21 protein-coding genes are annotated in these 19,719 nt (G+C 56.3%); 15 read left to right on the forward strand and 6 right to left on the reverse strand.

Going from position 1 to position 19,719, the window contains the following annotated elements:
• From J5274_RS06720 to J5274_RS06750, 7 genes are all read left to right on the forward strand, one after another.
• Positions 1-759: a hypothetical protein gene (locus J5274_RS06720; RefSeq protein WP_219274871.1), complete on the forward strand. Its 759-nt coding sequence runs from the start codon at positions 1-3 to the stop codon at positions 757-759.
• A complete protein-coding gene (locus J5274_RS06725; protein ID WP_219274872.1) occupies positions 759-1,358 on the forward strand; it encodes a hypothetical protein in 600 nt (199 codons plus the stop codon). The genes J5274_RS06720 and J5274_RS06725 overlap by 1 nt, the downstream gene beginning before the upstream one ends.
• A gap of 25 nt (positions 1,359-1,383) precedes the next feature.
• Positions 1,384-1,803: a hypothetical protein gene (locus J5274_RS06730; RefSeq protein ID WP_219274873.1), complete on the forward strand. Its 420-nt coding sequence runs from the start codon at positions 1,384-1,386 to the stop codon at positions 1,801-1,803.
• Positions 1,804-1,850: 47 nt separating this feature from the next.
• On the forward strand, positions 1,851-4,013 hold the full coding sequence (locus J5274_RS06735; RefSeq protein WP_219274874.1) for a hypothetical protein: 2,163 nt from the start codon (positions 1,851-1,853) through the stop codon (positions 4,011-4,013).
• 12 nt (positions 4,014-4,025) lie between these two features.
• A complete protein-coding gene (locus tag J5274_RS06740; RefSeq protein WP_219274875.1) occupies positions 4,026-5,810 on the forward strand; it encodes a hypothetical protein in 1,785 nt (594 codons plus the stop codon).
• A 4-nt stretch (positions 5,811-5,814) separates the two neighbouring features.
• Entirely contained in the window at positions 5,815-7,191 is a 1,377-nt protein-coding gene (locus tag J5274_RS06745) for a glycoside hydrolase family 55 protein (protein WP_219274876.1), read from the forward strand.
• Positions 7,192-7,295: 104 nt separating this feature from the next.
• Positions 7,296-9,671, forward strand: a complete 2,376-nt coding sequence (locus tag J5274_RS06750; RefSeq protein ID WP_219274877.1) for a hypothetical protein — start codon at positions 7,296-7,298, stop codon at positions 9,669-9,671.
• 245 nt (positions 9,672-9,916) lie between these two features.
• Here the strand turns inward: J5274_RS06750 and J5274_RS06755 are convergent, their stop codons facing one another.
• Positions 9,917-10,075: a hypothetical protein gene (locus J5274_RS06755; protein ID WP_219274878.1), complete on the reverse strand. Its 159-nt coding sequence runs from the start codon at positions 10,073-10,075 to the stop codon at positions 9,917-9,919.
• Between the two features lie 3 nt (positions 10,076-10,078).
• On the opposite strand from J5274_RS06755, the gene J5274_RS28745 reads away from it, so the two are divergent.
• From J5274_RS28745 to J5274_RS06780, 5 genes are read left to right on the forward strand one after another with little or no spacing between them, the layout of a single operon-like run.
• A complete protein-coding gene (locus tag J5274_RS28745) occupies positions 10,079-10,393 on the forward strand; it encodes a hypothetical protein (RefSeq protein ID WP_257625662.1) in 315 nt (104 codons plus the stop codon).
• A complete protein-coding gene (locus tag J5274_RS06765) occupies positions 10,380-11,030 on the forward strand; it encodes a lysozyme (RefSeq protein WP_219274879.1) in 651 nt (216 codons plus the stop codon). The genes J5274_RS28745 and J5274_RS06765 overlap by 14 nt, the downstream gene beginning before the upstream one ends.
• Positions 11,030-11,377, forward strand: a complete 348-nt coding sequence (locus J5274_RS06770) for a DUF6527 family protein (protein WP_219274880.1) — start codon at positions 11,030-11,032, stop codon at positions 11,375-11,377. The genes J5274_RS06765 and J5274_RS06770 overlap by 1 nt, the downstream gene beginning before the upstream one ends.
• Positions 11,378-11,419: 42 nt before the next feature.
• Complete coding sequence (locus J5274_RS06775; protein WP_219274881.1) at positions 11,420-11,815, forward strand: hypothetical protein; 396 nt, start codon at positions 11,420-11,422, stop codon at positions 11,813-11,815.
• Entirely contained in the window at positions 11,797-12,114 is a 318-nt protein-coding gene (locus J5274_RS06780) for a hypothetical protein (RefSeq protein WP_219274882.1), read from the forward strand. The genes J5274_RS06775 and J5274_RS06780 overlap by 19 nt, the downstream gene beginning before the upstream one ends.
• Before the next feature lie 8 nt (positions 12,115-12,122).
• Here J5274_RS06780 and J5274_RS06785 read toward each other — a convergent pair whose 3' ends face one another.
• On the reverse strand, positions 12,123-12,347 hold the full coding sequence (locus J5274_RS06785; protein WP_219274883.1) for a hypothetical protein: 225 nt from the start codon (positions 12,345-12,347) through the stop codon (positions 12,123-12,125).
• An 80-nt stretch (positions 12,348-12,427) separates the two neighbouring features.
• On the opposite strand from J5274_RS06785, the gene J5274_RS06790 reads away from it, so the two are divergent.
• The 3 genes from J5274_RS06790 to J5274_RS06800 all read left to right on the forward strand — a co-directional run bounded on the left by J5274_RS06790 (position 12,428) and on the right by J5274_RS06800 (position 15,613).
• Entirely contained in the window at positions 12,428-12,760 is a 333-nt protein-coding gene (locus tag J5274_RS06790) for a hypothetical protein (protein WP_219274884.1), read from the forward strand.
• A gap of 2 nt (positions 12,761-12,762) precedes the next feature.
• The gene (locus tag J5274_RS06795; protein WP_219274885.1) at positions 12,763-14,763 is read left to right on the forward strand and encodes a hypothetical protein; all 2,001 of its coding nucleotides are present in this window, start codon (positions 12,763-12,765) and stop codon (positions 14,761-14,763) included.
• Between the two features lie 199 nt (positions 14,764-14,962).
• A complete protein-coding gene (locus J5274_RS06800) occupies positions 14,963-15,613 on the forward strand; it encodes a hypothetical protein (protein ID WP_219274886.1) in 651 nt (216 codons plus the stop codon).
• Here J5274_RS06800 and J5274_RS06805 read toward each other — a convergent pair.
• The 4 genes from J5274_RS06805 to J5274_RS06820 all read right to left on the reverse strand — a co-directional run bounded on the left by J5274_RS06805 (position 15,610) and on the right by J5274_RS06820 (position 19,304).
• On the reverse strand, positions 15,610-16,458 hold the full coding sequence (locus J5274_RS06805; RefSeq protein WP_219274887.1) for a tyrosine-type recombinase/integrase: 849 nt from the start codon (positions 16,456-16,458) through the stop codon (positions 15,610-15,612). The two genes, J5274_RS06800 and J5274_RS06805, sit on opposite strands and share 4 nt — an antisense overlap.
• A gap of 377 nt (positions 16,459-16,835) precedes the next feature.
• Complete coding sequence (locus tag J5274_RS06810) at positions 16,836-17,090, reverse strand: hypothetical protein (RefSeq protein WP_219274888.1); 255 nt, start codon at positions 17,088-17,090, stop codon at positions 16,836-16,838.
• Positions 17,083-18,018, reverse strand: a complete 936-nt coding sequence (locus tag J5274_RS06815) for a hypothetical protein (RefSeq protein WP_219274889.1) — start codon at positions 18,016-18,018, stop codon at positions 17,083-17,085. The genes J5274_RS06810 and J5274_RS06815 overlap by 8 nt, the downstream gene beginning before the upstream one ends.
• A complete protein-coding gene (locus tag J5274_RS06820; protein WP_219274890.1) occupies positions 18,015-19,304 on the reverse strand; it encodes a hypothetical protein in 1,290 nt (429 codons plus the stop codon). The genes J5274_RS06815 and J5274_RS06820 overlap by 4 nt, the downstream gene beginning before the upstream one ends.
• Between the last annotated feature and the right edge of the window lie 415 nt (positions 19,305-19,719).

Consider the following 19,719-nt stretch of genomic DNA (forward strand, 5'->3'; position numbering starts at 1 on the left):
ATGGCGTCCTATATCAACCTCGACACGCTCTACATCGACTACCTGAAGCCGAGCCGGTTCGTGCTCGACGTCGTCGGAAGTGCGATCGAAGGCGGACGTAATGGGCTCAATCAGTCAATCTCGATCGAGATGGCTGGCGGCGGCTTCCTGACGCATTCGCTGGGACCATGCTTCATCCAGGACCGCGAAGAGCATGAGTACCTGAACTACCTGGGCGCGCTGTTGAACGGGTCGTTTCGGTTCATCAACGTGCCGATCAAGTCCGACTGGATGGGCCCGTTCCCGACGTTCGATCGCTGGCCGATCCCGGTCGTCAATGGGATTCCGCATTCTGACGGCGCTCTCTTCTCGGATACGTCCGGATACAGCCAGGCAACCGTCTGGGGCAAGGTCATCGAGGATGCGCCGCTCAACGCCGGGCAACTGCATCTGCGGATCTACAATCCATCGCGGCCGCTTCGCTGGTCGGACTGGTTTTCGATCTACCACTCGACGAAAGGCTGGCGCGCCTATCGGTATTGGCAGGTCGTCACTCGTCTTGATGATGGCATCGAGACGATATCGGGCACGCCAAATCCCTATCAGGAATATATCGTCGCGCTGGCGCCGCCGTTGAGGGAGGCGGCTTCAGCCGGAACGCGCATTGAATTTGCGCGTCCGCGTTGCGCCATGAAGCTAGCGCCGGGATCGACCGTTCCTTGGGACGTGCAAGGCTGGTGGCGTGCGAGCCCGACGCTGGATTTTGTGGAAGCCTTCTGATGGGGTGGGTCCGCGACGATATTATCGCCGAAATGCGCGGTAGCCATCAGCTTGGGATCTTCCTGCGGATGGCGACAGCGCCGGCGCTGCATCTCTGGCTTGGCGTGAACGATATCCCGGCCGGAATAGACAGCATCGATCCGTCCGGCACGGTCTACCTGGGCGGCGGCAGACTGATTGGCGTCCCGACACTCGAAGTCCTTGTCAACGGCACGGCCGACAGCGTCGACTTTACCGTGAGCGGTATCGATCCCTCGGCGGCGCAGCGCATGATCGACAGCATCCCGACTGTACGCGGCGCCGAAGTTCACATGGGCCTGACCACGCTCGATCAGTACTTCCAGCCGATGAGCTCGATCATTCCGATATGGCAGGGTACTGCCGCCTATCTCAGCGAGGCGAGCAGCTCGGTCAGCGGCACGGACAACCAGACACTCAACCTGTCGCTCACGGTCGCGACGGGCGAATCCACCCGCTCACGGGCCTCGCGCTCCCTGTGGTCGAGCGCGATGCAAAAGGCGATCGCGCCGACCGACAAGTTTTGCGACCAAACCGCGCGCATCGCTCGCGGCGTACAGCCGGCCTGGCCGAACTACTGATTTTCCGACACATGAAAGCAATGCCATGATTCTAGAAGAATTTCTGGAGGCGCATCACCGTTTCCGTTTTGGTGGGATCGGTGGCAATGATTGTATGACGTTCGCTGCGGCCTGGGTCAAGGAAGCAACCGGCGTCGATGTCATCGCGCATCTGCGGGGTAGTTACAGCGATGCTGTCGGCGCCGACATCGTTATCCAGCGTCATGGCGGCTTGATCGCGATCACCGATAACCTGCTTTCGGCACATGGATTCCAGCGGACCCGCAAGCCTTGCGACGGCGACGTCGGTATCGTCCGTATTCCGGCCGATCTGGCCTTCGGAGGCGAAGCCGTCAAGGAAATCGCGGCCGTGCGCTGGGGACCGTTGTGGTGCGGTCTGACACCGAAGGGCGGCGTGGTGCGCAAGCGGATGGAATGGGTTGCGGCCTGGAGGATCGCGGCTTGATGCGCGACGATTTTCCAATATCGCAATTCGAGGAATTGAACTGCGGGATGGCGAATACGCGCCGGCGCACGATGCGGCGCGGGCCGCACCGCAAGGATCCGATCTTCACACCGATCTTTACGTCTATCTTCTCGTCAATTGGTATTACCGGATCAATCTTCGGGGTCTCTGCGGCGTCGATCGCCGGCGCGATCGCAACGACGGCGGTCGTGACCGGGCTGCAGATGCTGCTGACGTCCAAGCCGAAGCTACCTACGCCTGACGATGGCAAGGTGCCGCTGACGCAGTCGACGCCCTATCGCCAATGGGTCGTCGGAACGACGCGCGTCGCCGGGGCCTATATGCTGTGGGAGGCCTTGGGATCCCGTCTGTTTGCCGTGCAGGCAGTCGCAGGCCATCGTATCCATGCCGTCAATCGCTGGTATCTCCACGACGACCAGGTGACGATCCAGTCGGATGGCACGGTCAATGGGCTTCCGGATGGTCGCTATGGCTCCAGCCAGGTGCACCTATATGCCCGTCTCGGCGTCAATCCGGAAACAGCGTACGACGTCATCGTCGGGTATTTGGGCGGTCAAGGTATATGGACAAGCGGGCATCGCGGCGATGGGCAGGCGTCCGTGGCGATGATCGCGACGACCCCGAAAGCGCAGGATTTCTCAAAGCGCTTTCCGTACAATATTCCGCGCCTGTCGGTCGAAATCGACGGCGCTTATGTCTGGGACTTCCGGGATTCGGCGCAGGATCCGGCGAACCCTTCGACGTGGACATTTTCGAACAATTCAGTGCTCGTCATGTGCTGGCACTGGTGCTTCAACGAATTCGGCCACCGACGCGACTATAGGGTAGCGATCCTGCCGTTGCTCGATATGTGGATCGAGGAGGCGAACATTTGCGACGAGGCTGTGCCGCTGAGTGGCGGCGGCACGGAGAACCGCTACGAGTGCAACGGGTTCGATACAGCCGACCATGATCCGAAGATCGCGACCAACGCAATCCTGGCGTCCTGCGACGGTTGGATCTGCGAGCGCGGCGATGGCGCCCTCCTGCTCACGGTCGGAAAATTCCGCGAAAGCCGCGTTCAGGTCCTGACCGACGAGGATATATCCGGCCATCAGGTGCAGTACGATGTCCTCTTCGAGGACGAGTGCAACCGCCTCATCCCGAAATTTACCTATCCGGCGACCGACTACACGACCAGCGACACGGACTTTTTCGAGGATATGTCGCGTCAGCTTTCCGCCGGCCGGGTTCTGGCGCAAGAGGCCGATTACGGCTGGGTCCATCAATGGCGCCAGGCGCGTCGTCTTGGCAAGCGTGAATGGTTACGCATCCAAATGCGGGTCAAAGGATCGCTTGATGTGCGGCTGTCCGGCGTCAATGGTATTTATGCTCGTTGGCTGCGCCTCGATACGCCCAACCGTATACCGCGGCTCGACGGCAAGCTGATCGAAAACCGCAAGTCGACGCTGAACCTCACCAAGGGCGGCTTCTCGATGGAGTTCAATCTCCATCCAGACAACATCGACGACTGGGCGCCGGCGACCGACGAAGGCCAACAGCCGCCGGTCCCGTCTGCGCCGAACGCAGCCGGCCTCGACACGCCCGTCATCAGTTCGGTGGTCGCCGTGCCAAACAATGGAACAGTTTATCTGCAGGTGACGATTAACGATCCGAACGACAGCAGCTTGACGCCGTCGGTTCGCTACCGCGTCGCTGACACCGGTGGCGGCGTTCCGGGGGGCTGGGTCGAAAAGGTTAATAATAGTGTCACACCCTCGGCTGGTTCTATCCTGCTGACGACCGATATCGTGCCATCCGACAAGGTGCTGGACGTGCAGGTCGCGTTCGTCAATGCCAAGGGACAGTACTCTGACTGGTCGGCGACCGAAGACGTCACGTCGACGTCTGACCCGACACCTCCCGGTCCGGTGACGAGTGTTTCGGTTACGCCTGGAACCGGCACGGCGACCTATGCCTGGACCGCGCCGAACAGCGCAAACTATTCCGGCTCCCGTCTTTACTGGAACACGACAAATAGCTTCAGCACGGCCACGGCCGTCGCGCCGCCAACCTATGGTGGTCCCGGCCTAGTCTATTCCAAGGCCGTCACCCTGACCGCTGGTGTCAAATACGGATGGATCGTTCCGTTCAATCGCTCCGGTGTCGCCGGCACACCGGTCGCAACCGGCGTATTCACCGTTACCTAATCGAGGAAAGACATGGTCAACCTTGCTGTTAACATATGGGCTGATGGCCCTTCATCTGCGCCCCTAGAGCCGTTCAAGGCCGATATACGGGAATGGGGTACGTGGATTGAATCATTTCTGGCTTCGATTGGCGCGAATAGCGGCTCTGTCTACACGTCCCGCAGTTCTCTTTATGCTGATCTTGCCCACGCAGCCAATTCGATGGCCTGGGTTATCGGTGACGCGACAGCAGCATATAACGGCATCTACACGAAGTTGGGCGGTTCAGGGGCTGGCTCATGGTCCCGCATTGCCGATCTTCCATACTCATTTGTTGTTGCATCAGACGCAGGCACCGGATCGCCCAATGCAATTCAAGCAACGACACCTATCCCAGTTTCGCCCTCGCAAATAATTGTTCTTTCCATCTTCGAAAATAACGATTCTTCGCCGGTGACAATTGCCTTCAATGGCGGATCGCCGCTCACGGTGAAGGACTTTCAGGGTAAGGACGTAGTTCAAAATGAACTGATCGGCGGAAGTGTCGTGACCGGAGTAATCAAGGGGTCGACGTTCCGGTTGCTGTACGACCAAAATTATCCTTACGCAAAAGCGACCAATACGGGTGCCGGCACAGCGGATGCTATTCAGGCGACTATCCCTGTAGGGGTTGATTTCAACTCGTCCAATAGCCTCATCAGCGTCAATGTCGTCGCGCCGAACACGACAACCACGCCTACGATCGCTTTCAATGGTGGAAGCGCGTTGGCGATTAAGACCAACAGTGGCAATAGCCCAGTCGTCGGTGGCCTTGTCGGAAACCTTTTGGGTTTTGTATCGGGATCTACCTTCCGTCTTATCAGCGATCAAGCCAGTGCTGCCATCTTGGCTGGTGCGGAAGCTGCAGAACAGGCGGCATCTGACTATGCTGACTTTGCCCGGAATAATTGGGCCGTCATGGGACCGTTCACGGGCACTGGCGTTGCCGATGATCTTTATCCGCTGACGATCGATCCTGGGTCCGCTAACAACATGTTCCCTATCATGGGGCGCACAGCGCAGATGATTTCGACGGGGGACTACGGACTTGTATACGTTTCCGGCGCGCCAAAAATAAAAATCAGCGTGCCGCTTGGTGTGCTTTTTGAAGTGCGCGTGTCGAATGCGATACCTATCGGGACGCCTCCTGATGGATCAGTCACAGAAGAAAAACACGCGACTGGTGGCGTAAGCACCAGAGCGCTGGCGAACAACGCCGCAACCTACGCCAAGATGCAGGCTATGTCCGCGCTTCGATTGCTTGGCTCGGTTGTTGGCGGCATCGTTAGCGAGATAACGCCGGCTGTTCTACGTGACAGTTTCTTCCCGATCGGCTCAGTTATAGATAGCGTTTCTACGACGTATGCTAGTGCAGGCGCTATAACAACCATTATCCCTGCTGATAACAGCGTTCCTCAGATCGGAGAGGGAACGATGATTATGTCCCTGTCCATTACGCCGAAGAGCACCAGTAATAAGCTGCGCTTGCGCGTCAGTGGAATTGGGTCGTGTGGGGCTGTTTCATCGTGGGCGGTATCGTTGTTCAAGGTGGGTACGGCGAATGCACTCGACTGCGTGCCTATGAATACCAAGGTAGCAGGTACTACCGATAACTTTTTTTTCGAACACGAGTTCGTTCCTGCGTCAACCACGTTGCAGAGTTTTCAAGTAAACGCGGGACCTGGTGGCGCGACATCCCTTGTTCTTAACCTTCCCGCGAGCGGAGCGGGTGCGGCAGGCGCGCACTGCACATTCACCATTGATGAAATAAAGGCTTGAACCAATGAGCAATTTAGTTCCCTCGTCAGTGCTGGCTCCGTTCACCCTCGTTGCCGCGCCAGCGCTGCGTACAACAGATGCCCGCTTTTGGGACAAACCGTCAATTCGCGACTTTGATGTCGGCGATACAGATCAAGGCATTTCACTTCAGTCGGCAATCAATGCAGGCGCATCTAACAAGAAATCTGTTTATATCCCTGCGGGCGATTATACCGTGGCGACAGGCGTTACCTTGAGTAGCGCCTTTGGTGTGCAGGGTGATGGAGACGGTCGTTCAACGATTACAACCGTCGACTTCAATGGGCCGTTGTTCTCTATTCTGACTACAGGCACATCCATCGAAAACTCTTTCATGAAAGATTTGAATGCTCGTGCCTATTTCACCTCTGATGCCGTTGCTGGTGATAATGCTGCTTTCCTCGAATATGCGAATGGTTCCCCAAACTATATCCAGCATAACAAATTTAAAGGCATCGGCATCGAGGGCTTCCCAGCCGGGTTCCGTGATGTTGCGACGACGGGCGAAACCGGCTTTGGCCGGGAAAGCTATGTAAACTGGACGCGGTATGAAGATATTCGCATCACAACTTTTTCGCGATCGGTAAAGGTTGCATTTGATTTCAGGGCCGGTTCGGGCACAGGAAACGTCTTTACTGGCTTTGATACCAATGTCGGGGGGCGTGATGCAGACGGCGTCAGTAGACCAGGAACTGTCATGCGAGTGGGTGGGGTCGGCTGTGTGGTTGGCGACATCATTATCAGCAACTCACATCTCGGTGGGTATCCGGGCTCAGTTCTTTTCGAGGGCGCAGTTGGAACGGCATATCGACAGAGAATAGGTGTTGTCGGTAGCCAGTTGGATGCTGGTCTAGACTATGCGTTTTCGCTAGACGCAGCAGGCGTTGAGTGGACGAACTTGGTATTCAATGGCAATAACGTCGGCGGCAATGCTCACATAGCTGATAATATGCCGGCGATAAGATCATCTATCGTTGATGACCAAAATGTCTCTCATTGGCGTTCGGGACACTTTGTTAGAGATCTACCTGCGGGTCCGCAGACTATCCAATTTTTCGATGTCGCAGTTGGTGACTACGATGGGACGTTCTTGACAATAACAGCAAGTGGTCTGGTACCGGGGGTCTCAGGAGGAGTGACGATCTGGCGCGGCACGATCTCTAGGACTTCTGCTAATGGCGTGGTCTCTGTGCTGGACAACAACATCCAAAACCCAGCGAATGCAGCATTTTTTGTAATCGGTGTTGCACCAACCTCCTACGGCGCACGTGTGACGGTAGCTTTGGCGCCAACCTCAGCAGGAGGGTACGTCGATGCTCAGATCCAGGCTATCGGCGGCAAGGTGAAAATTGTGCGAATTTAGGACATATCAGTTGATGCTGACCACGTCCTGATTTGCAACCTTGTCTCTAAGCCATATCCAAGGTAGCACGGCAGTCGGCGTATATCTCTACAGTGGAGAGAACTTTGACGATTCAAATTTTGCTGACGGCCATATTTTCTGCTTTTGCCTGCATTCTTCTGCCTGGGTGGGGGATGAAGCAGATCTTGCAGAGGAATGGCGTAAAATTCAGGACTGAAGCGATTTCAGGCTTACTGTCGGCATTCTCTCTGGGCGTTATCATCAATGCGATTGTCTATATCGCAATCTGGACTATTGGTAGTTCTGACAGGCCATTTCGTCTAGCGGTAGTGGTAGTCGGGATAAATTTACTGATAGGTATCTTGGGTGTTTGGTTTTCGGGGCTACCTAAATTCCGCATAGATCGAAGACTCGCAGTGCTGCTGCTGGCAGGATCCGCGATCGGATTTTTTGCCGCTTTTCGCTTCCCGAGCACGCTTGATTCGGTCCAAATATTTCAAATCCAAACCTTTATGCTGAAGACAGATGGCGGGCAACTAGTTGACGGCGGCCCCTTCTTGGCGATCTGGAAGCTATTGTTCGGCGGCCTTGGTGTTCCAATGCAGTCCGGGTTTGCGGGGTTAACACTCGTGCCCTCCCTGCTCGGATGGTCGCTTCCAGTTACTACGGTTGCCGCTGGCAATAAGGTTTTGCTTTTCGCTCTGGCCGCAATCGTTTCGCTTTATTCGGCGAGACAGTTTGGCTTGAGGCCGACTCTTCTTGCGGCGCTTCTAGTTTTTGTTAATTTCGCACTTAGCCAGTTTGGCCTCTATGGTCTGTTTGCTACGGGAAAGGACTCAATATTCTCCATTCTCATGGGCATCGCGTCCGTTGCTGCACTAATTGGCGACGATGAAAAGTCGAACGAATCTGGTCTGTTTATGTGTGCCGCCATCCTGCTCGGCGCGGTAACAGTCCCATTCCTGCTGCTATTTTGGGCACTCTACTTCGTTTTTTCCGGAGGAGCCATTTTCAATCGCGCAATCAGGCAAGCGGCGTGGTGCATATGCCCGTTGGTAATTTCTGTCGTTGGCGTTCATGCGGCCTTTGCTGCGCCGGGTACTCACCCGCTTGGTCTGCTGCCTGCCGTTGTTGCGGGTTTTGTTTTTGTTGCCGTGCTGGCTTGGGTTTCCAGACTGATAGATGGAAGGATGCTGCCGGTCTCGCCGTCGCTTTTGTCCGTTGCTTCAGTATTCCCAGCCGTCTGCTTGATCGGGATATCGCTTATGATGCCGGTAACCGGGCACATCATCATGGGTTATGAGGATGGCGCTCCGATAACTGTTTCTCATGCTCCACTCGACGGGACCACAACCGCGATCGGTTTTCTCTTGGGGCAATATCCGACCAACAACCCATGGCTTTCCGTACTATTGATAGTTGTGTTAGCCTTGGCTCCAATGCTATCGACAAGGCTTCGGACACCTTTCAATCTAGCATTGTTCTCATTCCTTCCATTGGCAGCAGCTTTCGCCATTGTGAACGTCAAATTCGGCATTCACATATTGCCGGACTTCAACCTTTGGGACATCACGCGTGACACCGTGCAATGGTTCGTCGGTGCATTCGGCGCGCTGCTGGTCATGATTGGGCTGGCTGCTGTTCTTCCGGGAAATCGCTCAGCTATTGCCGCCACAGCTATTGCATCCCTCGTTTTCATCGGGGGAACATTTCAGAATTATCAACACCATCTATGGCTTCTAACTCAGTCGCCAACAATTACATCATCCGGCGGCTTTGATGAGCCGGTATCTGCTTTCGGCATGGATTACACTTGGCGGCAGGGTCGATATCTTCCCCTCTACGTGTCCTCAGGTTCTGACTTTGACCCGAATTTCTATTCGTATCAAATGTTTGGTGCAAAGTCGGTCGCCCACTTTGAGCCTGGCGTTGTCGGACGCGAGAAAGAGCAGGTCTTCTTCGTAGGGGCGAACGACGCTGTTGCGATCCTCTCTGCGGCCCAGAAGGCGAAAAGCAGCGGATCGGCACAGCCAGTTGGGAAGAATTCCTTCGTTTTGAAGGTCTCAAACGACGGCAAATCAGCCTTCGATTATTCATCGCTTCCGGAGGTCGTTGTAGAACCAATAGGAACGTTCAATACAGAAGCTTCCGGGGGTACCTCGTTTGCGTGGGCATCTCAGGAAGCTTCATTGCGAGTAACCAAAATTTCGCAGCCAGGATCGAAGTATTGCCCTACAGTGAAAATTGTAAACGCATGGGCCGATCCTGACCTTACGGTAAGGTTGTCTAGTAATCTTGAAAGCCAGATATTGCCAGTCGCCAAAGATACGTCATTCGATCGTCCGGCTGAACAAAAAATATGTTTGCAACTGGATGACAATGGCAGCGGGATAATCAATTTAAAGTCTAATCACCCAGCGAAACAGTTCCCGAACGACACGCGGACCGTGGCCTTTGGCCTAGTATGGCCCGTCAAGTGAATCCAACATTGCAGCACTAATATTGGTGGGCCGAGATGGCCCATCAATTACTTCTGACCTGTCGTTCACGCAAAGTGAAATAGCCAGATGCAGTAAAGCTGGACCAGCAACCGTGAAGCATATTGCCGCTAAAAGAAATGCGCTTTTTAGGTTGTAATCCACTCTAGCAAAAACTCCAGGCGCGATGGGAGTGGATAACGTGGATACGATGCACGTTTGTTTCAATGACACTCCCCAAAAATAGATCAATCCGCCCGCCAGATTTCAAAAATGATCTTTAAAACGAGCTGCAAAGACATCTGAAGTAAGGCTGTAGGCCCTACTGCCATCCCCAGCAATGGTGCGGTGAGGCGAAGCTTTGCCTCATCATCACGACTGAACGCGCCTTCTCCAAGTAAGGACATCCCATGCCTTCCGAGCCACAGCCCATCAAAGGGGCGGCGAAGCGCAGCTTTGCCGCGTCCCTACGCGCGTTCGGCCTAGAGCCGATCGATCACTTCGCCCACGTCTTCAAGCGTGCCATGAGCGTCAAGCTCATCCTGATCGCCGCTGCATTCTCCGGCCTTGAGGTGGCGTTGCCATATATCGACGAGTGGATCGTCATCCCGCGCGGTCTGTTTGCGGCGATCTCTGGATTCACCACGATGGGCGCCTGCGTCGCCAGACTTACAGTTCAGTCCAAAATGACCATGCCGAAAGGACCTGAAGATGCCGATCAATAAATCGACACCAAGAGGTAAGGCCGCCGTCGCTGCGTCTGTCGTTGCGGCCGGGATTACCGGATGGGCGACATTTACCGGGAGTCATCTGACGCCCGCCAAGCCGTCGATGACGCCGGCGCTCATTCATCAGGCGATCGACCAGGGTGTGACCCCGCCGGCTGTGTTTGCCGCTGTTACCCTCATCAAGAAGTGGGAGGGGCTGCGCACCTCGGCTTACCTCGATATGGTGGGCGTGCCGACGATCTGCTACGGCGAAACGCTGCTCGACGGCAAGCCCGTCAAGCTGGGCACCATGCGAACGGAAGCGGCATGCGAGGCCATGCTGATCACCCGGGTCATCCGCGACTATTACCTGCCGCTCGTCGATGGCGTCAAAAACTTCGCCAAGGCCCCGGATAGCGTCCAGGGCTCGATGACGTCACTCGGCTACAATATCGGCACGAGCGGTGCGCGAACCTCGTCCTCGGCGAAGGATATCAGCCGCTATGACTACAAGGCCGCCTGCGAAGACTTGTCAAAGTTCAACCGTGCAGGCGGCCGGCCTATTCAGGGCCTCACCAATCGTCGCGGCATGGGCGATCCAGGCCGGGTCGGAGAGGGCGAGCTCTGCGTTTCGGGTCTGCCGGGAGCCCGCTGATGAGCAAGGCCACCAATGTCGTCGCCGTCCTCGTCGAGACCGACGAGCAGCATCGCTATGATGAGATCAATGCCACTCCTGGCGCTTTCTTCTGGTTTACCGACGAGGGCGAAACTGCTGAGGGTGGGATCTTTGCATCCTGCCCCTGCGGTTGCCAAAAGCCGATCAAGCTGCCGACGTTCGTTTCCGAGAAGAACAGAATCGCTTGGGAAAACGAAGGGACTCGTCAGCAACCGTCGCTCATACCGTCCATCGGCATCTATCCCTGGCAGGGCGAAATCGACAAGGAAGCCGATGGGTATCACTGGCATGGCTACCTCCTCAACGGCGTCTGGGTGTCAGACTGACCGGCTCCATCCGCTCGATTAAAGAAAGGCAGAGGCAGTACAATGTTCGCCAACCTCTCAGATATTATCAAGATCCCGGCGGCGCTGATCGCCGGCATGATCGTCTCGGCCGTCTTCCTACTCTTTTTCTACGAGGGCCTCAGGCTGCCCTTGATTGGGCAGGTCATAGACGGCCGCGTTGCCAGCCAGGTCAGGTCCGCGACCGCCACCATGGTCACCACGTTCGAGCGCGACGCTCTTCAAGCTCAACTCGACAAGGAACGGGCAGACAGGCTGGCCGCGGAACAGGCTGCGACCGAAGCGAAAAAACGCGCGGAGGCAACGGCCACCGCCAAGGCGCAAGCTGATGCCAAGATCAAGGATCTCGAGGCCGCAGCCAAGGCCGACAACATGCAGGGCTGGAGCCCGGAGGAGCTACAATGGTACGAAAAGCACTGATCCTTTTGCCGGTGGTCATTCTGCTGACCAGCGCCAAGGGCTGCCAGACGCTCGATCAGCGGGCGACCGCCGCCGCAGAGATGCAAGGGCAGGCCAAGGCTTCGTCCGAGCTCCCCGAGCATCAAGACGGATCCTGTACAGTTCATATGGAGCGCGTCAAGCCGAAGGCTGATGAGCCGCGCGTGGTCACCCTGAAGCGGTGGGACGTCGTCGCCGACAATCGCGATCGCCAGGCGGATGACTGTTCTGCCTGGTGGGACGACTTCTATGCGCGCAAGGCAGCGGCGGTGACGCCCTAAAGTACGGATTATGCCTTCCTACTGCCCGGGTAGGCCTTGTCGGCACTGCGATGGCTGATGATCACGCCTCCGATCGCGCCGCACCGGCTGCAACGAAACCGCTGGTCGATCGTCGACCCGTCCGGCGGCATCGTGTCGGGATCAATCTCGATCATACGGTCGCACGGTGAGCAGCTTACAACATAGCGCAGGTTCATGGCTTTGAAACCGGCCCATGTCGCGCTGCTTGCCATCGTCCCTCTCAATCCTCTTCGCCTGATGCTGACCAATATCGTCTGCAGGGCAAAATTCAATCGAAACAGGAGATATCATCATGGCAATTTCTGGCGCTCATGTGCAGTGCGGCTACGTCCAGGACGTGAGGGGGGCCAAATTGTTTTTCCCGATCTGGTCTGAAACAATCCCGCTTGGTGGCACGACGACGCAGCAAGCCCCTTCCAGCCTCGCACCGGAAAATGCGGCCTCGATGGTGTTCAGGATCCGCGCGTCGTCCAGCGGCGAGATGTTTTCGGCCTCAGGGCTGTCTCCTGACGCATCGCAGGCAATCGGCGCAAACCAGAATACCGCTCGCGCGCACCATGTCGCAAGCGAGGAAAAGGATGTGCCGGCCGTGGCGGGCTGGAAGTGCAACGTTGCGAGCGCCTGATTATGACGGGTATCGCAACACGCATTCCGAACGTCCGTGGGCTAGATCGGACAATCGACAAGGTGGTCGATAAGCGCCCCAACCGACCTCAGGGTGGGGGGTCTGTCGCATTCCAGAACCGGCATCTTGTTGGCGTTCGCGTCAACTCTCAGGCCGAGCTCACACAATTCGGAACTTGGCTAGGTCGCACGCCGGACATGATCCACATGTTCTGCGAGAACACCAATGGCCAGACGACGTGGGCGCAAAATCTCGCCATCGTCCAGGCGTTTCCTGCCGCCTTCTCTTGGTATACAGGCCGGTATGATTGGGCATTTCCCCTCGCGACCGGCACGGCTGCATCTCCTACCGCAACGTGCGCAGACACAGCTGCTGGGACGTATGACGCGATCATCACACAGATGCTTCAAGTCATCGTAGGGATGGACGCCAGCGATGTCATCATCCTGCGCATCGGATGGGAAGGTAACCTGAAGTCTGCCTACCCGTGGAGCTACAACAATGCCTCCGGTCCCTCTGACTTCATTGCGGCCTTCCGGCATGTCGTGGCCCTCGCGCGCGCTGTCAGTTCTCGTTTCCGCTTCTCTTGGGTAATCACCCCGAACACGCTTCACTATTCCGGAACGGGCGTCTATGACGCACTCACCTCCTATCCCGGCGACGACGTTGTCGACATGGGCGGCGCTGACCCGTACTACAATTCACAGGACGATGGTGACAGCCCAGCCAAGGCTTTTTACAGCAAGAGGATTGGTATCGCTGGGCTTGACGCTCACTACGCTTTTCTCGCGGCCAAGGGCAAACCCTATGCCATCCATGAGTTCGGCGTAAACTCCAACAGCGGTGACTATCTCGACAGCATTGGCGAGTGGTGCCGTGGAAAGAACATCACGAACATCGGCTATTGGAACCAAGGGACGACGACTGGCGGTTCCTTTGCCGACAAGCTTTCAGGCGACCAATATCCGTTGGCTTCAGCGGCTTACAAGCGCCAGTTCGGACCGCTGCAGATTGTCACGCCATCTGCCTTCAATGCTCCGTCTGGCAGCGTTCTGACGCTAATCCTTGAGGCCAACCGTAAATCCATATGGTCTATTGTCGGCGGGGCCAACGCTTCGTCCTTCACGATCCTGGCGGGTATCCTGGTTTCAAACTCGGCCTTGGCCGCTGGCGGTTATTCCGTCACTGTTCGAGCAACAGACGAGGCGGGGCTTACGATCGATCGTACGCTGACCATTACGGCATCAGTCGGTGCATTGCAGCCTGAAACGCAGTTTGCCGTCGCTCGCATGACGGTTGCGCCATCGGCCTCGATGCAAGCCGCAGACGACGCGTTCATTGCCACGCTGAAATCGATCGGGTGCTGGAAATATCTCGATTATCTTTTTCTGATGGGGAAAACGGCAGAACAGTCGGATTACATCAATCTCGCCTCGGCTACGTCGCGGTTCGATCTTATCAAGAGCGGCGCTCCGGTGTTCACCAGCAAAGGTGGCCTCTCGGGCGACGGTGTCGGTGGCGTTTACAGCACGATGTTCACGCCAAACGTCTTTGGATACAAGGCTCAGCCAGACAGCTTCTACCGTGGGCATCACTCGTTGACGGCGCTCCTGAACGCAGGGGCTCAGTCGACGGATATTGGTTGCGATGTCTCGTTGCTAGTAAACCGGACTACCACTCCAGCCATCACGGGGCGAGACGGTAACGCAGCGACAAAGACCTTTGCGCCGTCTGCAGCCGCGTATCCGGGATGGCTCGGCATGTATCGCGTCGGTACGACTTCAAAGGAAGCCTCGCGGGGCATAGAAACAGCCTCCAACACGTCAACGCCTGACTTCCAGATGAATTACCCTGTGCAGATTGGGGGGTCTAGTAAGCCTGGCGTATATGGCGTCAACCGGATCGCGGTGGAGATGATGGGCGGGCCAGAGCTTTATGCCTTCGATGCTCAGATAAAGTCTGCAGTGGACGCATGGCTGACCGCTGTTGCGGCTGCGGCCTAACCCATCGCCCTAAACACGGCGCACCGACAGCATGCCGCCTGGAGCGGTGGCGCGCTATCCGTAAATTGTCGTAGATTTTTCCTCGCGTCCCAACAAGTCGCGGGGTTTCGCATTCTGAGCGAGTCTCAGGCGACCAGCAACATATGGATTTCTTGCATTGAAAGGGCATAAACCAGAAATGGCTTCAGGATCGGTTGATATGGCAAACGGCAATAGCTTCGACCCAATGGCTTCTTGGGCTCGGCTTTCAGAGCGCGTCGAGAACCAGGGCAAGGATATCGTCGACCTTCGTTCCAACATGAATACTGGTTTTCAGACGATCCAGTCTTCAATAGGCACACTGTCCAACGAGCTTCGAAACAACAGCAAGACCCAATGGCCGGTGATCTGGTCGGCTGCCGGCGTATGTATGGCGGCATTGCTGGCTGCAGGTTCGTTTTTTTATGGAACCCTTAATAAGGGGCAGGACAAACTCGACACGCAAATCACGCTCGGCAACCAAAATCTGACAGATGCGATCTCGAAGCTTGCATCAGCTACTACCGTCCAAATTAATGACGTACGCGACAAAATGGTTACTCAGCAGGAGCTCAAGTGGCGTACTGATCGAGGCATTGAGGACCGCAAGCGCACCGACGACACGCTTGCTGATCTCCGCATTGCCCAGGTGCCGCGCGCCGAGTTAGAGCGCGTCTGGCACACCGATGATCTTGTGAATGCTCAGCTCCAGAAACAGATTGATGAACTGAAGGCGTCAGCGGCCGGCACCTATGGGGCAAGGGACGTGATCCTTGACCTTCGCGAGCGGTTAGACCGGATCGAGCGTGAACGCGCCAAGCCGTCCAGCTAGATGCTGCTCTCAAACTGATACTGGTTGAACCTGTCGGCCATCCTACGGCCAGCGTTCCGTCTTGGCGTGACGTAGGTGCTTAGGAACACTGTGGGGCTCTTCCAATCGCCGGCAGCCATCGCGGTCGCTACGTCCATGCCGAGATCGATCGCCGTGGTCGCGAATGTATGACGCCCGCATGCGTGGCTGGACTTGTAAGCGATCTCAGCACGCTTGCAGACGGCCTCGATCCTCTCATTGACAGAATATCGGCTCTTGTAGCGGAACACCCGCCCTTCCCCGCTCTCCGCATGCAATCTCTGAAACCTCAAAACGAGCTCGTCGGTCAGGCACCTGGCAGAGTTCGTGCCGGTTTTGGTTCTCAACAGCAACGCGCTGCGTCCTGAAAAGTCTACCTCCGACCAGTGGAGAGCAACCGCCTCGCTCACCCTTGCTCCTGTCTGCGCCATAAACAGGACCAAGGCGGATAGATGCTGAAGGCCATCCCGATCGCATTGGCGAACGAACAGCTGCATCCAGACGGCAGACGCCGGCACCTTCCTCTTTGGCGTGTCTTCCTTGAAATTCCGGAGGCGGATGAGGTTACACCACCCTCTGTCATAGGCATGGTTGATCACCGCACGGACTGGCGTCAAAGCCTGCCGGTTTCTGGTAGCGCTCAGCTGATAGGGGAATAGAGCTTTCGCCATCTCTCGGACATCGAATGGGAAGATGGAGGTAAGCGGCCTGTCTCCAAGGATTTCGAGAACCCTCGAAAGGTATCGCTGCTCGCCTCCGTGCTTCACGTAGCTTGCGGCGGCCTCGGCAAAGGTGACGTTCGGAGCGCCGGTGACAAGTGGTGGCAAGACTTCGCCATGCAGTGATTGAACTGAAATATTCAATGTCGTTCTCCAAGATACAAAAAACACGGGTTCTCGGTGCGCCAGGTCCTTCATAGGGCCTGGCGCTTTGGTTTGGTTATTCTGATCGGTTGTTCCGGTTTACGGCTGCGGCTATCGCGGATTAGATTTTTATGGATCTTTCCTCATCAGCCGGCCGGTGATTTTGTGGATGAGGTAGCAAGGCCAAAATATTGGCCAGACCACGATGCAGATGAGATCAACAGTGTCATCTCCAGAGAAGCTGTCTCCGAAGGTAAATTCGCTGCGTAACCCAATCTCCCGCTGCGCCGCATTGGATGCGACGGCGCCGACAATCCAGATTATGAAGATCCCCATGTACATCATCGGCCTGACAACGTCGGTGCAGGCGTGGGGGTAGCGCTGATCTCGGTGATGTGAGGCGAGAACTTGCCGCGTCCTGGGATATCGTCGGGTATGACGACAGTGCAGATGGCTTTTTTGCCAAGCCTGTCGGCTTCCCTGCTATGTTCTTGCGTCATGCCGTAGCAGCGGATCAAACGCCCATCAGGGTGCCGCACGTCGATATTTCCACCCATTGTGATCCAGACCAGCGGCCCGGTGAAAGTCTCAGCCATCGGTGTCTCCGATCGTCTCGGGCGTGGGGTCTAGGGCAGCATACAAAGGCAACGTCGCAGCAGCGAAGCTATACTGGTAGAGTGCTATTGACCCAGCCAAAATGGGAAATCCTGCATGATCAGGATTGACATACCCAGAAGGCTCAGCCGCGCACAATATCGCCGAAAGCTTTTTTAGGTACACATCAACTGCGTGGTCAAAGGCGTCTGCAACATTGCCCTCTAGCATTCGTTTGGAGAGTTCATCCAAGGCCAATTTGCGGGCCTGTTTGCGAGTGATAGACCCACCTACTATTGAAACGGGCGTGGCCTTGTCGAGATAAGCGGATATTGCCGCCTCTACGACCGACTTAGGATATTTTGAAAGGACCGTATGCGCCGCTTCGATGCCCTCCGAATTGGAAGCGGTCGAGGCCTCCAGCGCCTCGGCGGCTCTCTTGAGTGTTTCGCGAAGCTCGTCTTCCGATTGGCACCATGCGGCGGTGTCGCGCAGCATCTGCGGGGTGATGTGATCGCCCTGAATTGAAACGGGTGGCAGCGTGTAAAGAGGGGTGATTTCAACGCCAGCCATCCGGTAAACCTCGACAGCCCCATCACCATCAAAATACAGGAAGCCGTCGCCATCGGGGTTCTTGGCCCGATATGCCGCCGGCCCCTCATTTGAACTGGGCGTGGGTGTCTGGGCACGGAGGAACTTCCCGCATTTTTCAGGGCCGCAGTGCTCGATCTGACGCACGGCCTGCTCAAATGGAATAATCCATGCGTCAGGCTTGCCAGCCCATGTGTAGCCACTGCCACCGGTGCGCCATACCCCGTTCTCGGTCTCAATGTGGACCATGACGCCGGCCCACGATTTGGCGCGTAAACTGTCCGGATATTGGCGCAGGTACCTTTGCGTGATGAAGTCGGGTCCGAAAAGTCTGCTCATGGCTTGGCCTCCGTGGTGGCAGAAAGAGCAGCTATCGACACATCCACGACCACGCTCTCTTCATTGCGCGTCTGGCTGAACGTTGCGCAATTGAAGACGAGGCCGTGCGCGACTTGCCATTCGTCGCAAGCTTGCTTGATACGATTGCGAAGATCCGCCTTCTGCTCTTTAGAGCATTCGAACCACGGACCCTCGTCGCTCTCGCTGCCTACTCGGTCGCTGTCTGCGAGGTTGTCCTCAGCACGATCGAAAATGTCGTCTGCGTCGATCCAATCCGCAATTCGCAAAGGCTCTTTCCGAGCCTCGACGATGTGAAACTGGAGCTTCCAGACGCCATCGTCTTCATACTCGCCAAGGCTGTCGTTCGTCGCTGCCTGGATGATTGCCTCTCGGGTATCCTCTGGACCAACCGCGAACCATTCGCCGCAGTCTCCGGCGAACCATTGCCAAGGCGCTTCTGCACCGCTCACATTTGCTGCCTCGCGGGCATCCATCGGACTTGTTTCGGGCGTGGGGGCGTCGAGCGCGTCACGCATCCCCGGCATGTCTTCACCGAGACCTTCAAAGGAGTATCCGGTTTTCTGTTTTCCGATCCACGTGGCCATGTGCTCGATGTGATCGAGAGCTGTTCGAAGTGCTCGCCGCAGCGTGTCGGGATAGGCGGCCGCGATACGCTCGCCACGCTGATAGATCATCATCGCAAAATTGGCGACGTCGATGGGATCGCCCTTGTCGATGTGGTCGCGCAGCATTGCCGACAATTGCTCGTTGGAGCACTTCGCCTTGTCATCCCACCCGCCATAACCCTGCCGGCGCTTGCGATCGAGCTTGGCTTTCATTGCTGCGAAGAACTGGTCGACTGCCAAGTCGTCAGGATGCTGACCTGAAATTGAAACGGGTGAGTCCTTCGCTCCGTGGATGCGCGCTTGAACATAATCTTCGAGACCAACTTCAAAGCGAAATGCCTGGATGGTGTCAGCTTCACGATAGGTCATGGACAGGTATGTTGTGTTCAGCCCCCATCCCTCGGGAACAGGGTCGTTGGTGCGCCCTGAATAGAGGGAAATCTTGCCGCTCGGATTTGAAACGGGTGCGTCATTGGTGGCGGACGCCATCGCCGCTTCAACCAACGGCAGTTGCGCGACCATCCAGCCCGGTCTGGCGTTCTCGCAACGACTGTCGAGCCATATGCGAGCGTCCTGAAGAAACTTACGCAGGAAGGTAGAATTTGTTTCGGGTGTGGGGCCGGCCTTGGAATTGGATAGGATTGTATTCTTCATGGTCACTCTCCGTAAAAGTGAGACGAACCTATTTCTCAAGCGACACGAGGCGGCTAGAGCGCGGTTTTTGTTTTACAGCCCTATTGAAATCATTGATTGATTTGGGGCTGAATTCCCAAAGTTTTACAGCTAAGTGATTGTGCCTGTTGTTTTGGGGCGAGCTTCCCAAGCTGAATACGAGGGTTCGATTCCCTTCACCCGCTCCAGTCATTTCTTTGTCCGACCCGTTGAGCGGACAGGCAGAGCTTTGAAGCTCTCGCCGCAGATGTGCTACCGCAACACACCTTCCCGAACTTGACACGGCTGTTGTGATAAACTGTAGGTACCAAGGATTTTATTCCTCTTGGCGTCTTTACGAATGTTAACACTTAGATTAACCTCGCGCGTGGATGGGGATGGGACGCCTCGATCTCAAGGCCAG

It is taken from the genome of Rhizobium sp. L51/94, from assembly GCF_019355555.1.
In the GTDB taxonomy this organism is placed as follows: Bacteria; Pseudomonadota; Alphaproteobacteria; order Rhizobiales; family Rhizobiaceae; genus Rhizobium; species Rhizobium rhododendri.

Coding starts and splice junctions, on each gene's coding strand:
- J5274_RS06720 (WP_219274871.1), top strand. CDS start 1: ATGGCGTCCTATATCAACCTCGACACGCTCTACATCGACTACCTGAAG.
- J5274_RS06725 (WP_219274872.1), top strand. CDS start 759: ATGGGGTGGGTCCGCGACGATATTATCGCCGAAATGCGCGGTAGCCAT.
- J5274_RS06730 (WP_219274873.1), top strand. CDS start 1,384: ATGATTCTAGAAGAATTTCTGGAGGCGCATCACCGTTTCCGTTTTGGT.
- J5274_RS06735 (WP_219274874.1), top strand. CDS start 1,851: ATGGCGAATACGCGCCGGCGCACGATGCGGCGCGGGCCGCACCGCAAG.
- J5274_RS06740 (WP_219274875.1), top strand. CDS start 4,026: ATGGTCAACCTTGCTGTTAACATATGGGCTGATGGCCCTTCATCTGCG.
- J5274_RS06745 (WP_219274876.1), top strand. CDS start 5,815: ATGAGCAATTTAGTTCCCTCGTCAGTGCTGGCTCCGTTCACCCTCGTT.
- J5274_RS06755 (WP_219274878.1), bottom strand. CDS start 10,075: ATGTCCTTACTTGGAGAAGGCGCGTTCAGTCGTGATGATGAGGCAAAG.
- J5274_RS28745 (WP_257625662.1), top strand. CDS start 10,079: ATGCCTTCCGAGCCACAGCCCATCAAAGGGGCGGCGAAGCGCAGCTTT.
- J5274_RS06765 (WP_219274879.1), top strand. CDS start 10,380: ATGCCGATCAATAAATCGACACCAAGAGGTAAGGCCGCCGTCGCTGCG.
- J5274_RS06770 (WP_219274880.1), top strand. CDS start 11,030: ATGAGCAAGGCCACCAATGTCGTCGCCGTCCTCGTCGAGACCGACGAG.
- J5274_RS06775 (WP_219274881.1), top strand. CDS start 11,420: ATGTTCGCCAACCTCTCAGATATTATCAAGATCCCGGCGGCGCTGATC.
- J5274_RS06780 (WP_219274882.1), top strand. CDS start 11,797: ATGGTACGAAAAGCACTGATCCTTTTGCCGGTGGTCATTCTGCTGACC.
- J5274_RS06785 (WP_219274883.1), bottom strand. CDS start 12,347: ATGGCAAGCAGCGCGACATGGGCCGGTTTCAAAGCCATGAACCTGCGC.
- J5274_RS06790 (WP_219274884.1), top strand. CDS start 12,428: ATGGCAATTTCTGGCGCTCATGTGCAGTGCGGCTACGTCCAGGACGTG.
- J5274_RS06795 (WP_219274885.1), top strand. CDS start 12,763: ATGACGGGTATCGCAACACGCATTCCGAACGTCCGTGGGCTAGATCGG.
- J5274_RS06800 (WP_219274886.1), top strand. CDS start 14,963: ATGGCAAACGGCAATAGCTTCGACCCAATGGCTTCTTGGGCTCGGCTT.
- J5274_RS06810 (WP_219274888.1), bottom strand. CDS start 17,090: ATGGCTGAGACTTTCACCGGGCCGCTGGTCTGGATCACAATGGGTGGA.
- J5274_RS06815 (WP_219274889.1), bottom strand. CDS start 18,018: ATGAGCAGACTTTTCGGACCCGACTTCATCACGCAAAGGTACCTGCGC.